This window comes from Micromonospora trifolii (assembly GCF_050516465.1).
GTDB lineage: Bacteria > Actinomycetota > Actinomycetes > Mycobacteriales > Micromonosporaceae > Micromonospora > Micromonospora trifolii.
Map to the genome: position 1 here is coordinate 2,877,605 of NZ_CP191526.1, position 14,039 is coordinate 2,891,643.

General features: G+C 72.4%; 15 protein-coding genes. 7 read left to right on the top strand and 8 right to left on the bottom strand.

The genetic code is table 11. The annotated features are described in order from the left end of the window. Positions 1 to 4: 4 nt before the first annotated feature. On the bottom strand, positions 5 to 889 hold the full coding sequence (locus ACQRWP_RS13335) for a LysR family transcriptional regulator (RefSeq protein ID WP_357179980.1): 885 nt from the start codon (positions 887 to 889) through the stop codon (positions 5 to 7). Between the two features lie 82 nt (positions 890 to 971). Between ACQRWP_RS13335 and ACQRWP_RS13340 the strand changes: the two genes are divergently transcribed. Together ACQRWP_RS13340 and ACQRWP_RS13345 are read left to right on the top strand one after the other, a co-directional pair. Next, a complete protein-coding gene (locus ACQRWP_RS13340; protein ID WP_430502538.1) occupies positions 972 to 2,234 on the top strand; it encodes an MFS transporter in 1,263 nt (420 codons plus the stop codon). A 36-nt stretch (positions 2,235 to 2,270) separates the two neighbouring features. Next, positions 2,271 to 2,666: a hypothetical protein gene (locus tag ACQRWP_RS13345; RefSeq protein ID WP_430502539.1), complete on the top strand. Its 396-nt coding sequence runs from the start codon at positions 2,271 to 2,273 to the stop codon at positions 2,664 to 2,666. Positions 2,667 to 2,723: 57 nt separating this feature from the next. Here ACQRWP_RS13345 and ACQRWP_RS13350 read toward each other — a convergent pair whose 3' ends face one another. Further along, positions 2,724 to 3,473, bottom strand: a complete 750-nt coding sequence (locus ACQRWP_RS13350) for a glyoxalase (protein WP_430502540.1) — start codon at positions 3,471 to 3,473, stop codon at positions 2,724 to 2,726. 166 nt (positions 3,474 to 3,639) lie between these two features. Between ACQRWP_RS13350 and ACQRWP_RS13355 the strand changes: the two genes are divergently transcribed. The 4 genes from ACQRWP_RS13355 to ACQRWP_RS13370 are packed head-to-tail and all read left to right on the top strand — an operon-like array spanning position 3,640 to position 6,894. Next, entirely contained in the window at positions 3,640 to 4,566 is a 927-nt protein-coding gene (locus tag ACQRWP_RS13355) for a hypothetical protein (RefSeq protein WP_430502541.1), read from the top strand. After that, positions 4,563 to 5,015, top strand: coding sequence for an ABA4-like family protein (locus ACQRWP_RS13360; protein WP_430502542.1), 453 nt, complete (start codon positions 4,563 to 4,565; stop codon positions 5,013 to 5,015). The genes ACQRWP_RS13355 and ACQRWP_RS13360 overlap by 4 nt, the downstream gene beginning before the upstream one ends. A gap of 5 nt (positions 5,016 to 5,020) precedes the next feature. Continuing rightward, positions 5,021 to 6,271, top strand: coding sequence for a sensor histidine kinase (locus tag ACQRWP_RS13365; RefSeq protein ID WP_430502543.1), 1,251 nt, complete (start codon positions 5,021 to 5,023; stop codon positions 6,269 to 6,271). Beyond that, complete coding sequence (locus ACQRWP_RS13370; RefSeq protein ID WP_430502544.1) at positions 6,268 to 6,894, top strand: response regulator transcription factor; 627 nt, start codon at positions 6,268 to 6,270, stop codon at positions 6,892 to 6,894. The genes ACQRWP_RS13365 and ACQRWP_RS13370 overlap by 4 nt, the downstream gene beginning before the upstream one ends. 3 nt (positions 6,895 to 6,897) lie before the next feature. On the opposite strand, the gene ACQRWP_RS13375 is transcribed toward ACQRWP_RS13370, so the two are convergent. After that, positions 6,898 to 7,614: a YoaK family protein gene (locus ACQRWP_RS13375; protein WP_430502545.1), complete on the bottom strand. Its 717-nt coding sequence runs from the start codon at positions 7,612 to 7,614 to the stop codon at positions 6,898 to 6,900. Between the two features lie 70 nt (positions 7,615 to 7,684). Here ACQRWP_RS13375 and ACQRWP_RS13380 point away from each other — a divergent pair, with 70 nt between their 5' ends. After that, positions 7,685 to 8,365, top strand: a complete 681-nt coding sequence (locus ACQRWP_RS13380) for a GntR family transcriptional regulator (protein ID WP_167362372.1) — start codon at positions 7,685 to 7,687, stop codon at positions 8,363 to 8,365. Between the two features lie 23 nt (positions 8,366 to 8,388). Here the strand turns inward: ACQRWP_RS13380 and ACQRWP_RS13385 are convergent, their stop codons facing one another. The 5 genes from ACQRWP_RS13385 to ACQRWP_RS13405 are packed head-to-tail and all read right to left on the bottom strand — an operon-like array spanning position 8,389 to position 14,036. After that, entirely contained in the window at positions 8,389 to 10,179 is a 1,791-nt protein-coding gene (locus tag ACQRWP_RS13385) for a gamma-glutamyltransferase family protein (protein WP_430502546.1), read from the bottom strand. Next, positions 10,176 to 11,177 (bottom strand): ABC transporter ATP-binding protein, encoded by a 1,002-nt coding sequence (locus ACQRWP_RS13390; RefSeq protein WP_112678145.1) that lies wholly within the window; start codon positions 11,175 to 11,177, stop codon positions 10,176 to 10,178. The genes ACQRWP_RS13385 and ACQRWP_RS13390 overlap by 4 nt, the downstream gene beginning before the upstream one ends. Further along, entirely contained in the window at positions 11,174 to 12,199 is a 1,026-nt protein-coding gene (locus tag ACQRWP_RS13395; RefSeq protein WP_430502547.1) for an ABC transporter ATP-binding protein, read from the bottom strand. The genes ACQRWP_RS13390 and ACQRWP_RS13395 overlap by 4 nt, the downstream gene beginning before the upstream one ends. Further along, positions 12,196 to 13,083: an ABC transporter permease gene (locus ACQRWP_RS13400; protein ID WP_430502548.1), complete on the bottom strand. Its 888-nt coding sequence runs from the start codon at positions 13,081 to 13,083 to the stop codon at positions 12,196 to 12,198. The genes ACQRWP_RS13395 and ACQRWP_RS13400 overlap by 4 nt, the downstream gene beginning before the upstream one ends. Then, positions 13,080 to 14,036, bottom strand: a complete 957-nt coding sequence (locus ACQRWP_RS13405; protein WP_430502549.1) for an ABC transporter permease — start codon at positions 14,034 to 14,036, stop codon at positions 13,080 to 13,082. Before ACQRWP_RS13405 ends, ACQRWP_RS13400 begins: the two co-directional genes overlap by 4 nt. Positions 14,037 to 14,039: the final 3 nt, after the last annotated feature.

Below are 14,039 nucleotides of genomic sequence, written 5' to 3' on the forward strand. Positions count from 1 at the left end.
CGCGTCAGGGCAGGAACTCGGCGGTCAGGCTGATCAGCGCACGGGCGGCGGCCCCGACCGGGCGGTCCACCGGGGTGGCGAGGGACGCCGTCCAGTTCAGGTCGGCGCCGGTGACGCTCAGCAGACGCACCCCGTGGTCGTCGGCGACGGCGAAGCGGGGCAGCAGCGCGATGCCGAGCCCGTGCCGCACGTGGTCGGCGCCGGTGGCGATGTCGGGGATCTCGATCGTGACGCGCCGGGACAGGCCGGCGGCCGCGAACGCCCGGTCGGTCACGGCCCGGTTGCCGTAGCCGACCGGGGAGTCGATGAAGTCCAGCCCGGCGATGTCGGCCAGGGTGACCGCCTCGCGGGTGGCCAGCGGGTGGTCGTCCGGGACGACGAGGTCGAGGACCGAACTGGCCAGCTCGGTGAGGTGGATCTCCGCCGGGGGCGTGCCGGGCAGCGAGACGAACGCGAGGTCGAGCCGGCGTTCCGCGAGAGCGTCGATGAGCCCCTGGGAGCCGTGCGGGGCGACGCTGGTGTGCAGCAGGACTCCGGGGTGCCGGCGGTGGAATTCGCCGAGCAGGGCCGGCAGGTGCAGGAGTCTGATCGAGGTCATCGTGCCGATGCGCAGGGTGCCCCGCAGGCCGCCGTGCACCTCGGCGACCGCGTCGCGGGCGTCGCGGGCCGCGTCGAGGGCGATCCGGGCGCGCGGCAGCAGCGCGGCACCGGCGTCGGTGAGGCGTACGCGCTTGGAGTTGCGGTCCAGCAGTGACGCGCCCAGTTCGCGTTCGAGGGTCTTGACCGCGGCGGAGACGGCGGACTGGACGACGTGCAGGCGGGCGGCGGCGCGGGTGAAGTTCTGTTCCTCGGCCACGGCGACGAAGTACTCAAGTTGGCGGAGCTCCACACCGCCAAGTATCACCGATCGCGATCGTCGCGAACATCAACTTTCGTTGGACCTGATGCTTGGGCGAGGCGACAGTGGGGTCATGTCCTTGTCGACCCTGACACCCGGCCCCACCACGTCCGACCGCAGCGACGGCTCGTCCCGCCGGCACGGCCGTGGCTTCTGGGCGATCGCCCTGGCGTTCCTCACCGCGATGGCGTTCTGCACAGTGCCCGCCCCGCTCTACCCGCTCTACATGGCGCGGGACGGCTTCTCCACGTTCATGGGCACGATCGTGTTCGCGGTCTACGCGGTGGGCGTGGTGATCAGCCTGCTGCTCGCCGGTCACGTCTCGGACTGGGTCGGCCGCAAGAAGATCCTCATTCCGGCGTTGGCGTTGGAACTGGTGGCCGCCGCCCTGTTCCTGGGTGACCCGTCCCTGCCGGTGCTGCTGGTCGCCCGGCTGGTGAGCGGGCTGGGCATCGGCCTGATCACCGCGACCGCCACCGCGTACCTCCAGGAGTTGCACGCCGCGCACCGGCCCGGCTCGTCCCGTCAGCGCTTCGAGATGGTCTCCACCGCCGCCAACATCGGCGGGCTGGGTGTCGGCGCGTTGGTCGCGGGCGTCCTCGCCCAGTACGTCGACGCGCCGCTGCGTACGCCGTACCTGGTGTTCGCCGTCCTGCTGGCGGTGAGCATCGTGGCGGTCGCCCTGACGCCGGAGACCGTCGAGGAGCGGCTGGTCAAGCCCCCCTACCGGCCGCAGCGGATCAGCGCCGACCATGGGGACCGGGCCGGATACCTGGCCGCGGCAGCCGCCGGGTTCGCCTCCTTCGCCGTGTTCGGCCTGTTCACCTCGGTCGCCCCGGGTTTCGTCGCGGGTGCCCTGCACCTCCCGTCGCGGGCCCTGGCCGGCGCGATCGTGTTCGCCGTGTTCGGCGGTGCGGCCGTTGCGCAGACCCTCACCAGCCGGCTGGCCGCCCCGGCGAAGGTGCGCCTGGGGTTGCTCGCCCAGGCCGTCGGCGTGCCCGTCCTGCTGGTGGGGATGCACACCGCCAGCCTCTCGGTCTTCCTGGTCGGCGGGGTGGTCGCCGGCATCGGCGCAGGCGTGCTCTTCAAGGCCGCCGTCGGCGCGGTCGCGGCGATGGCCGCACCCGCCCAGCGCGGCGAGGCCCTGGCCGGGCTGTTCCTCATCGGCTACCTGGGGATGATCCTGCCGTCCGTCGGCATCGGCGTCGCCACCCAGGCCGTCACCGCCGGCACGGCGATGAACTGGTTCACCGGGTTGCTACTGGTCATGCTCGCCGGCGTGGCGGCGCTGTTCCGCCACAGCGCCGCGAGCGCTCGGTCCGCAGACCGACGGTGATGGCGGCTCAGCACCACCGGGTGGGATGCTGCGGGGGTGATTCGCCGACACGCCGTCTGGCTCGGTCTGGCGATCGGGCTGCTCACCGGCTGCTCCGAGCCGCCGTACGCACTACCCGACCGAAACGCGGCTGACGTGCGGGCTGAGGAGGAGCGTCTCGCGACGCTCCTCCCCGCCGAGTTGCTGGGTGGACCGGGCACCTGCGAGGTCCGACTGCTGGGGCGAGACGGCTCTTCGTCGTTCGCCTGGGCGCACTGCGAAGCAGCACCGGGGGTCGGGGACGTCTTCGGACTCTCCATACCGGTGCGGGTGGACGGCGATCGCGTCACCCAGCCCGGCGACGGGAGCGAATACTCCACCAGCGTGCGGCGCATGTTCCCGGAGCGGCTGGCCGAGGCTGTCCTCAAGGACGACGGCAGGCTACGGCCCTGACGGATTCGGGAGACAACCACATCGCCGACGGTGCGCGAGGCGCGGGAAGGTCCGGGGTCAGCGCGGGTCGGGCCACCATGGTTCGAGGAGGGTGGGGTCGGCGACGTACTGCGCCACCTGCGTCCGCTGCTCCGAGGTCAGGGGCAGGGCCTGGAGTCGGGCGCCCCACTCGGGCACCCGGTCGGCCGTGTCCAACGCGGTGGCCAGCTCGATCAGGCCGGCCAGCGCCATCGCCTGCTCGACCACCGGGGCGTCCTCGGCGCGGCGGCGCATCCCCGAGTCGAGCGCCCGGTAGGCCGCCCTGTCGTCCATCTTGAACTCGCGCAGGATCCGCGCGTTGTCGAGCACCCGGGCCAGTCCGTCAAGCTCCTTCGACCCGCCGTACTCCACGTCCTTCGGCTCGTCGCGCTGGATGAAGACGATGGAGTTGCCCGACGGGTCGACGATGCTGAACCGCGACGCCCCGGCGCGGTAGCGGGTCATCCGGGGTAGACCCTTGACCAGCACCTTGCCGTAACTGCGGCGCATCGCCTCGGCGAACGCCGCGTGGTACGACGCCACCGCGTCCACCATCACCAGGCAGCCGCCGGAATGCTCCTTCGCCGGGTCAAGGTCTTTGGGCGCCGGGCCGTAGTGCAGCTGGAACCCACTCCAGGTGAGGGCCAGGTACACATAGGGCCTGAGTTGCTCATAAGCCACCTCGAACCCGAGGGCTCGCCAGAACGCCAGGGTCTCCTCCGGGGCCGCGCAGTGCAGCAACGGAACGGTGGTCTCGTTCGGTTGGACACGGTCCTCGTTGGTCGTCATGGTCACTCCCGGTCCGGTCGGCAGGCCGGCCATTGTGCCAGCACCGCCGAGCGGCCTCGACGGGTTTCGCCTCCTACCCAGGGAGGAGGCGCACTCCGACCACCGGCCGCAACCGGGGCTCGGGGTCGGACGAAATCGGCGCTCGTGGCCACGAACATCTACAGACATGACTACCGTTGTGCGCCGGGCGACGCGCTGGAACCGCCCGCTGATGGTCCTGGTATCCGTGATGGGGGTGCTCGGCGTCGTCGCCGTGGTCGGCATCCTCGTCGACCCGCGCGTCCTCACCGGGGCGCCGATCTGGCTCAAGCCGTTCAAGTTCGCGGTGTCGTTCGTGCTGTACGGCGCGACGCTCGCCTGGATGCTCTCCCTGCTGCCGCGGCGCAGCCGTGCCGTCGAGAGGGCGGTCGTCGTCATCGTCGCGGTGGCGGTCGTCGAGAACGCGTGGATCGTCGGTCAGGTGATACGCGGGCAGACCAGCCATTTCAACTCCACCACCCCGCTGAACATCGTGTTGGTCGCGTCGATGGGCGCGGCGATCATGGTCCTGTTCTTCGCGCACCTCGTCATCGGGATCGTGGTCCTGATCCAGCGGATCCCCGATCGGGTCGCCGCGACAGCCGTCGGGTGGGGGCTCGGCCTGTCCCTGCTGGGCATGCTCGCGGCGGTGCCGATGGTGCTGCCGATGCAGGACCCGGGGATCGAGGGGATCGGTGGGGCGCACAGCGTCGGCGTGCCCGACGGCGGGCCGGGGTTGCCGATCGTGGGCTGGAGCACCACCGGCGGTGACCTGCGGATCGGGCACTTCGTGGGGCTGCACGCCCTCCAGGCGCTGCCGATCCTGGCGATCCTGCTGAGCCGCTTCGCGACACGGTTGGACGAGCGCACCCGCGCCCGGCTGCTGGTCGTCGCGGGCGGCGCGTACGGCGTACTCACAGTGCTGTTGACCTGGCAGGCCCTGCGCGAACAGCCGCTGCTGCGGCCGGACGCCGTCACGCTCGCCGCGGTAGCGGCCCTGGTGGTCGCGACGGCGACCGCGACCGGCCTGGTGCTGGCCCGCCGACGTCGCCCGGAACTGGCGCTGGCCGCGTGACCGCCACGCTGTTCTCCCTGACGTTCGCGGTGGCCGCGCCGTTCTGGGCGCTGATGATCCTGCTGCCCCGCTGGTCGTGGACCGCCCGGATCATCGCCTCACCGCTGATCGTGCTGCCGGTCGTGGTGATCTACGCGCTGCTGGTGCTGCCGGCGTTCTCCGACGTGCTGCCGGCCGTGACGTCGCCAACCCTGGCCGGGGTGCGCGACCTGCTCGGCACCTCGGACGGGGCGGCGGCGGGTTGGGCGCACATGATCGCGTTCGATCTGTTCGTCGGACGGTGGGCGTGGTTGGACAGCCGGGATCGGGGGGTGCCGGCGCTGGTGATGGCTCCGGTGCTGCTGCTGACCATCCTGCTCGGACCGCTCGGCCTGGCCGCGTACCTCGCGGTCCGGACCCGGTGGCGGCGGCCGGCGGCCGTTGCCACCGGCCCGCAGCACCTAGGCTGACCACCGTGAGCTGGCCGGGGCGACTGTTCGACATGCGGGAAACGCTCGTGCGGATGGTGCTGCTCGACCTCGCCGGGCTGAGCTACCTGCTCGTCGTCCCGCACTCCACCAGCGCACCCACGACGACACAGTGGATCCTCGCGGTACTCGCGTTCACAGTGGGGCTGGCGGTGCACCGTTGGCCGATGGTCAACCTGCTGGCGCAGGCCGCCCTGCTGACGGTCGCGATCCGCCTGCTCGACGACTCCACCATCAACCAGGTCGGCGCCAGTTGGGCACTGCTCGAGGTCACCATGCGGGCGCACCGCCCCCGGATCATCTGGCTGTCGGCAGCGCTGCTGGTGGTGGTCGACCTGACCGACTCGATCGGCGACCCGGCCGGCCAGGTCGCCTCCGGTGCCGTCGGGCTGGCCCTGGAGGTCGGCGTGCCGGTGCTGCTCGGCCTCGTCATCCGCACCAACCGGGAGCTGAGTCGGCAGGCCGTGGAGCGAGCCGTGGCCGAGCAACGCCAGCACGAGTCGGAGACCCGAGCGGCGCGCGCCGACGAACGCAGCGCCATCGCCCGCGAGCTGCACGACGTCGTCGCGCACCACGTGGCATCGATGGTCCTGCGGGTCGGCGTCGCCCGGCACGTGCTCACCGACCTGGATCCCCGGGTGGACGAGGTCTTCGACGACGTGCACGGCACCGGCACCGCGGCCCTCGCGGAGCTGCGCCGGCTGGTCGCGGTGCTGCGCAACCCCGACGGGGTACGCGGCGACGCGGCGCTGACCGCTATCGAACCGTCAGCGCTGCCGGCGGCGATCGGCGCGTCCGTCGACCGGGCCCGGCAGGCGGGTGTCACGGTGGAGGCCGATCTCGATCCGGCGATCGGTTCACTCGACTCGGTGCGCGGCATGGCGGTGCTGCGACTGACTCAGGAGGCGCTGACCAACGTGGCCAAACACGCGGGGACGTCCGCGCTCGCGCATCTCGTGGTCGCCGTCCGGGGCGGCTCCGTGCACTGGGAGGTCACCGACAACGGGCGAGGCGGGGTGCCGGCGGGCATGCCGGCCGGTGGCGGGCACGGCATCACCGGGATGCGCGAGCGCGTCGAGGTCCTCGGCGGCCGGTTGGAGGCGGGCCCCACCGACGCGGGGTGGCGGGTGCGTACCGTCCTCCCGGCCGTGGCCGCCGCGTCCGCCGACGCTCCGGTCGGATCGGTGCCCCGCGAGCGGGAGGCCCCGGCCGGGTCGCCCGCGCCGGAGCCGGCGTGATCCGGGTGCTGCTGGTCGACGACCAGCACCTCATCCGAGCCGGGCTGCGCATGCTCTGCGACGCCCAACCCGACATCGAGGTCGTCGGGGAGGCCGACAACGGCCGTGAGGCGATCCCACTGGCCGGGCGGCTCCTTCCCGACGTCGTCGTCATGGACCTGCGGATGCCCGGTGTCGACGGGATCACCGCGACCAGCCGGATCCTCGCCGAACGCCCCACCACCCGCGTCCTGGTGCTGACCACGTTCGGCGACGACGACCACCTCTACCCCGCGCTGACCGCCGGAGCGTGCGGGTTCCTGCTCAAGGACGCGCCGCCGACCGAGCTGCTGGACGGCATCCGCCGGGCCGCCGTCGGGGACAGCCCGTTCAGCCCGGAGGTGCTGCGTCGCCTCGTGGAGCGCGCGGTGCACGCCCGCCCCGGGTCACCACCGGCCCTGCCGGGCCTGACCGCCCGGGAACGGGACGTGCTCGACCTGGTCGCCGACGGCCTGTCCAACACCGAGATCGCCGACCAGCTCCACATCGGTGTCACCACTGTCAAGACCCACATCACCAGCCTGATGACCAAGACCGACAGCCCCAACCGGGTACGCCTGGCCCTGTTCGCTCGCGGCGTCTGACGCTCAGGCCCGCATCCGCGCGGACACGGCGATGACGAGCACCAGCGGCACGATCAGCAGGGCCGGGGCGACGACCGGCAGGTGCAGGGCGACCAGGGCGCCGCCCGCCGCGCCGACCATGAGGGCCAGCAGCACCTGAGCCTTGGGGCGCAGGCTGGCCCACGGGCTGCGCGCGGCGACCCCGGCGATCAGGCTGGTGAGCGTGCCGGTCAGGTACGTGGAGGACAGGCCGGAAACGCCGAAGCGTTGGATCGCACTGCTCTGCACGCCCAGCGCGACCGCGGACAGCATCAAAAGCGCCAGGTGGACACCAGCGTCGGGGGTGTGCAGGGTGACCTCCCAGACGACGGCGAACACCAGGAACACCGACAGCTCCATGACCAGCGCCCAGGTGACCCGCCGGGGCCAGACCGGGTCGTCGGGCTGTGCCGAGCCGACGACGCGGGCACCCGCGAGGACACCGACGATGAAGCTGACGATGGCGCAGCCCGACGTCAGGGCCAGGTCGGCTTCACCCCGGCCGGCCGAGAGCCCGAGCAGGACCATGTTGCCGGTCATCACGCTGGCGAAGGCGCCGCCGAGGGCGAGGAAACCGAGAGCGTCGGCGCTCCCGGTGAGGAAGGTGAGGACGACGACGAGCGCCTGCCGTCGCCGCAGCAGGCGCTCGTCTCGGCGCGGGGCGGCGCGGGGGCGGGTGACGCGGGGCGCTGTGCTCGACACTGTCGGCCACCTTCCAGTAATTGTTCTTCGTATACACTTTGTCCGGACACGTTCACGGAGAGGCGACCAGGTGGCTGAAGACCTACGGGACAAGCTCGGCGCGCAACACCTGCCGCTACGCGATCAGGTCCTCGCCGCGCTGCGGACCGCCATCATCGACGGCGACTACCTGCCCGGGGAACGGCTGACCGAGGACCGGCTCGCCGAGGACTTCGGCGTCTCCCGCAACCCCGTCCGGGAGGCACTGCGCGTCGCCGAGGCGGAGGGGTTCGTCGTGATCCTCCCCCGCCGGGGAGCGGTCGTCGCCTCACCGAGCAGCGGGACCATCACCGACATGTTCGCCGTGCGCGAGCGCCTGGAGGCGCTGGCCGCCCGGCTGGCCGCCGAGCGGGCCACCGCAGCCGACGTGGCGTCCCTGCGCGCCCTGCTCGACCAGGGCCGCGAGGCGACGCAGCGCCACGACCTGGCCCGGGTCGCCGAGCTGAACAGCACGCTGCACCTGCGCATCCTCCAGATCAGCGGAAACCCCTGGCTGTCGTCGATCGCCAAGTCGCTCTACCTCCATGTCCAGTGGGTCTTCCGGCTCGGGGCGGCCGAACGCGCGCCACACTCGTGGGCCGAGCACATCCAACTCGTCGACGCCATCGAGTCAGGCGACGGTGACCGCGCCGAGCGGGCCGCGCTCGACCACCTCGACGCGGCATCCGCCGCGGCGTACGAGAACGCCGAAGGCGGCTACGGCGCCCGCTGACGGGCGTGTGGCCATGGCGCCCGCTACCGGCCGCACGCGTAGCCCTGCATCCCCCGAGGGTTCGCACCGGCGGCCAGCACGCCCGTCGCCGGGTCACGGGTCACCGCGCAGAGCCGACCGAGGCTCCACCCGTCGGTGACCCGCACCTCGTGCCCGTACGCCCGCAGGGCCGCCAGCACGCCCTCGTCGAGCCGGTCCTCCACCACCAGGACACCGGGCTCCATGTCGCGGGGGTAAAACGACCCCGGCAGGCTGACCGTGTGCCACGCCGGCGCGTCGATGGCCTCCTGGAGGCTCTGCCCACCGACGAGGTGCCGCAACAGGAACGGCAACTGCCACTGGTCCTGCTGGTCGCCACCGGGGGTGCCGCAGGCCAGCACCGGCTCACCGTCGCGGTGCACCATCGTCGGGCTCAACGTCGTACGCGGGCGGCGGCCCGGCGCCAGCGACGAGGCGAGCCCCTCCTCCAGCCAGAACATCTGCAACCTGCTGCCCAGCGGAAAGCCCAGCTCCGGAATCGTCGGGGAACTCTGCAACCAGCCACCACTGGGCGTAGCGGAGATCATGTTGCCCCAGCGGTCAACGACGTCCACGTGACAGGTGTCGCCCCGGGTCACCCCGTCCGACTGCACTGTCGGCTCCCCCGTGGTGGCATCCGTCGGCCCGGTACGCCGCCCGGCGCCCTGTCGAACGTGGGCCGGCAGGCGCGGCTGCGCCCCATCCGGACGCCCCGGCCGCAACTCCGCCGACGCGCGATCGCCGATCAGGGCGGCCCGCTCCCGCGCGTACTGCGGGGAGAGCAGCGCCTTGGCGGGCACGTCGACACCGTCGCCGTACCAGGCCTCCCGGTCGGCGAAGGCGAGCTTGAGCGCCTCGACCTGGGCGTGCACGCCCGCCGCGGTCCCCGGGTCGTACGCGCCCGGGTCGTCCAGCGCGTCCAGGGTGGCCAGTGACTCCAGCAACACTGGGCCCTGACCCCAGAAACCGGTCTTCGCCACCGAGTAGCCGTGCCAGTCGAGGGTGGCGGGCTGCTCCCAGCTCGCCGAGTACCCGGCCAGGTCGTCGCCGGTGACCAGCCCGGCGTGCGGGCGTCCGCTGGAGTCCTGGAACGGTCGTCGGCTGAACGCGTCGATCGCCTCGGCGACGAAACCCGTGCTCCAGGCCCGGCGGGCGGCCTCGATCTGGGCCTCCCGGTCGACGCCGGCCGCCCGTCCCGCCTCGACGAGCCGGCGCAGGGTGTCCGCGTACGCCGGGTTGGTGACCAACTCCCCCGCGGCCGGTGGCCGGCCGCCGCGCAGCCAGAGCGCGGCGGAGGTGGGCCAGTGTTCCTCGAACAACGACCGGACGGCCGCCACTGTGTCACCGACCCGGCCCACCAGTGGGTGCCCGGCGCCGGCGTAGCCGATCGCCGGCTCCAGCACCTCGGCGAGGGTGAGCGTGCCGTGCTCGCGCAGCAGCAGGAGCCAGGCGTCCACCGCGCCGGGTACGGCCGCCGCGAGCGGCCCGGCACCCGGGATGAGGTCCATCCCGAGGGACCGGAAGTGCGCGATGGTGGCGCCGGCCGGGGCCGGCCCCTGCCCGCACAGCACCTTCGGTCGGGGGTCCCGGGCGGTGGCCACGATGGCCGGCACCTCGCCGCCCGGCCCGTTCAGGTGCGGCTCCACGACGTGCAGGACGAACCCGGCGGTGACCGCGGCGTCGAAGGCGTTGCCCCCGCGTTCCAGGATGCCCATCGCCGCCTGGCTGGCGAGCCAGTGGGTGGAGGACACCATGCCGAAGGTGCCCTGCAACGTGGGTCGGGTGGTGAACGTCATGACAACACCTCACTGGGATCTGCGGTACGAACGTCGGGACCGGTGCCGTCCGGCCGGACCAGGTGGCACGCGGCCATGCCGTCGCCGATCGCGGTCTGCGCCGGCACCTCCGTCGCGCACCGGTCGAAGGCGAGCGGGCACCGGGTCCGGAACCGGCAGCCGGACGGCGGGTCGAGCGCGGACGGCAGGTCGTCGCCGAGCAGCACCGGCTGACGGTGGCGCTGACGCACCGGGTCGGCCACCGGCGCGGCGGAGAGCAGCGCCTGCGTGTACGGGTGTGCGGGCCGGGCGAAGATCCGCTCGCGGCTACCGGTCTCGACGAGTTGACCCAGGTACATGACCGCGATGTCGTCGGCCAGGTACTCGACCGCGGAGAGGTCGTGGGTGATGAAGAGGCAGGCGAACCCGATGTCGCGTTGCAGGTCGGCGAGGAGGTTGAGCACCGACGCCTGCACGGACACGTCGAGCGCGCTGGTGGGTTCGTCAGCGATGAGCAGCATGGGCTCGGAGATCAGGGCCCGCGCGATGCTGACCCGTTGGCGTTGCCCGCCGGACAACTCGTGAGGATAGCGACGGGCCACCTCGGCGCGCAGGCCCACCCGTTCGAGTTGGGGAGCGACACGGGCGTCCCGGTCACGCCGGGAGATTCGCTTGCCGGCCAGCCGCAGCGGCTCGGCCACGATCTCGCCCACCAGCATGCGTGGGTCCAGTGACGCGGCCGGGTCCTGGAAGACGATCGACACCGCGCCGCGATGGGGGCGCAGTCGGCGTCGGGACAGGTGGGTGACATCAGTGCCCGCGATCCGGACCGTTCCCGCGGTCGGTTCGACGAGCCGCACCACGCATCGGCCCACCGTCGACTTTCCAGAGCCGCTCTCCCCCACCAGGGCCGTGACCCGGCCGCGCGGGATGGTCAGGGACACCCCGTCCACGGCCCGCACCGGGCCGAAGTGCATCACCAGGTCCGCGATCTCCAGGGCGTTCGGCTGCGGCGTCATCGGTTCGCCTCCTGAGCTGCCGTCGGTGCCGTCGGTGCCGTTGTGCAGGGGTGCCAACAGGCCGCGACATGGTCGGTTCCACCGATGCCCTCCAGCGGCGGGGCGGCCGCCCGGCACTGCTCATCGGCGGCCGGGCATCGATCCGCGAAGGTGCAGGCGTCGGGTTGGCTGGCCAGGACGGGCACCAGCCCGGGGATCTCGGTCAACCGGTCGGTGCCGGCGTGCCGGCCCGGCTGCGGTGACGCCGACAGGAGCCCGGCCGTGTACCGGTGCCGGGGGTGGGCGAACAGGTCGTCCACCGGCGCCCGTTCCACCACCCGGCCCGCGTACATGACGACGACGCGGTCGGCGATGTCGGCGATCACGCCGAGGTCGTGGGTGATGATGAGGACGCTCGTGCCGAGCCGGTCGCGCAGGTCCCGCAGCACCTGCAGGATGCCGGCCTGGACGGTGACGTCCAGCGCGGTGGTCGGCTCGTCGGCCACCAGCACCTTCGGGCCGCAGGCCACCGCCATCGCGATCATCACGCGCTGGCGCATGCCGCCGGAGAGCTGGTGCGGGTAGCCGTCGACCCGCTGCGCGGCGGACGGGATTCCGACGAGCGTCAACAGCTCGACGGCGCGCGCCCGCGCCGCCCGTCGGGACATCCGTTCGTGGACCTGGAGCACCTCCCCGATCTGCCGCCCGACGGTGAGCACCGGGTTCAACGACGTCATCGGTTCCTGGAAGATGTAGGCGATCTCCCGGCCACGGACCCGACGCAGGGCCGACTCGCGGGCCCCGACCAGCTGGGTGCCGTTCAGGCGCACCGAACCGGTGACCCGGGCGCTGCCCGGGAGCAGCCCGGCGATGCTCATCGCGGTGACGCTCTTTCCGCACCCCGACTCGCCCACCATCCCGACGATCTCCCCGGCTGCGAGGTCCAGGCTGACCCCGTCGACCGCGGAGACGGTGCCGGTCTCGGTCGGGAACGACACCGACAGGTCACGGATCTCCAGCACGGGCGCGGAGGCGGTGGTCATCGCCGGTCTCCCTTCGGGTCGAGGGCGTCACGCAGGGCATCACCGAAGACGTTGAACGCCAGCGCCAAACCCATGATCACGACGCCGGGGAAGACGGCGGCCCACGGTGCCCGGGCGGCGAACTGCTGGGCGGTGGCCAGCATGGTGCCGAGACTGGGCGCCGGGGGCTGGATGCCGAGGCCGAGGAAGGACAGCACCGCCTCGCCGAGGATCGCGGCCGGGATGGCGACAGTGGCCTGCACCAGGATCACCGAGGTCGCGTTCGGCAGGATGTGCCGGGCCAGCACCCACAGGTCGCTCGCGCCATCCACGACGGCCGCCGCGACGAAGTCCAGCGACTTGAGGCGCAACGTGTCCGATCGGACGACCCTGATCACCCCGGGGATCTGGGCAATGCCGATGGCCACCGCGGCGTTGCCGAGGCTGGCGCCCCGGATGGCCGCCAACCCCACCGCCATGATCAGGAACGGGAACGCCAGCAGCAGGTCGGTGAAGCGCGAGATCACCGCGTCCCAGGCCCGGAAGTAGCCGGCGGCCAGCCCGAGCGGCACGCCGATGACCAGCGACGTGGCCACCGCCAGGAGCCCCACCTGCAACGACGCCCGCGCACCGAGCATGATGCGGGAGAGGACGTCCCGGCCGAGGTCGTCGGTGCCCAGCAGGTGCCCGGCGGTGCCGGGAGGCGCGAACGTACGGCCGAAGTCGGTCTGGTCGACCGAGTACGGCGCGAGCCAGGGTGAGAGCAGCGCGATGACGCCGGCCAGCGCAAGGACGACGAAGCTCACCACGGCGAGCGGGTTGCGCCGCAGCCGCCGCAGCACCCGGGTACGCCTGGTGATGCTGGCGGCGCCGGTCTCCGCCATCGGTACGGTGAGGACGGTCATGCCGGATCTCCCGTCACCCGGATGCGTGGATCGATGACCGAGTAGAGCAGGTCCACGAAGAAGTTGATCACGATGTAGGCCGCCGCGGTGAGCAGGACGACGGCCTGGATCACCGGGTAGTCCCGTTGGAACACCGCGTCGATGGTCATCTTGCCGAAGCCCGGCAGCCCGAAGATCTGCTCTGTGACGACCGCGCCCGAGATCAGCCCGCCGAGTTGGAGACCCACGACGGTCACCACCACGATGAGGCTGTTCCGCAGGGCGTGCCGGGTGATGACGGCGCGCGGTCGCAGGCCCTTCGCCTTCGCCGTGCGCACGTAGTCGGAGGAGAGCGAGTCCAGCATCGCCGACCGGGTCTGCCGCATGATGATGGCGGCCAGACCGGTGCCGAGGATCACGGCCGGCAGGACGATGTGGTGCAGGTTGTCCACGGGGTCCTCCAGGATCGGCACGAAGCCGGAGGCGGGGAAGAGCCCGGTCGCCACGGACAGGTAGAGGATCGCCAGCAGCCCCAGCCAGAAGTGCGGCACCGACAGGCCGATCAGGGCCAGGCCGTTGGCGAGCCACTCCGCCGGACGTCCACGACGGACCGCCGCGAGCACCCCGGCGCCGACGCCGAGCGCCGCCGCGATGAGGATCGCCAGGACGGACAGCTCGACGGTCACCGGCAGGGCGGTCATGAGCATCGACGAGACCGGCGTACCGGTGCGGATCGACACCCCGAAGTCACCCTGCGCCATGCGCTCCACGTACTGGGCGAACTGCACCGGCAGCGGCTGGTCGAGCCCGTAGTGCCGGCGGATGGCCTCCAGGGCCTCCGGCGACCGGTCCTCCCCGGCCAGGGCGAGGGCCGGGTCGCCGGGGAGCGCCCGTACGCCGACGAAGACCACGATCGTCGACAACAGCAGGGTCAGCGCCGACTGCCAGGCGCGGGTGAGCAGATATCGGGCCACGAC

Coding starts and splice junctions, on each gene's coding strand:
- ACQRWP_RS13355 (WP_430502541.1), top strand. CDS start 3,640: ATGACTACCGTTGTGCGCCGGGCGACGCGCTGGAACCGCCCGCTGATG.
- ACQRWP_RS13350 (WP_430502540.1), bottom strand. CDS start 3,473: ATGACGACCAACGAGGACCGTGTCCAACCGAACGAGACCACCGTTCCG.
- ACQRWP_RS13395 (WP_430502547.1), bottom strand. CDS start 12,199: ATGACCACCGCCTCCGCGCCCGTGCTGGAGATCCGTGACCTGTCGGTG.
- ACQRWP_RS13400 (WP_430502548.1), bottom strand. CDS start 13,083: ATGACCGTCCTCACCGTACCGATGGCGGAGACCGGCGCCGCCAGCATC.
- ACQRWP_RS13340 (WP_430502538.1), top strand. CDS start 972: ATGTCCTTGTCGACCCTGACACCCGGCCCCACCACGTCCGACCGCAGC.
- ACQRWP_RS13390 (WP_112678145.1), bottom strand. CDS start 11,177: ATGACGCCGCAGCCGAACGCCCTGGAGATCGCGGACCTGGTGATGCAC.
- ACQRWP_RS13385 (WP_430502546.1), bottom strand. CDS start 10,179: ATGACGTTCACCACCCGACCCACGTTGCAGGGCACCTTCGGCATGGTG.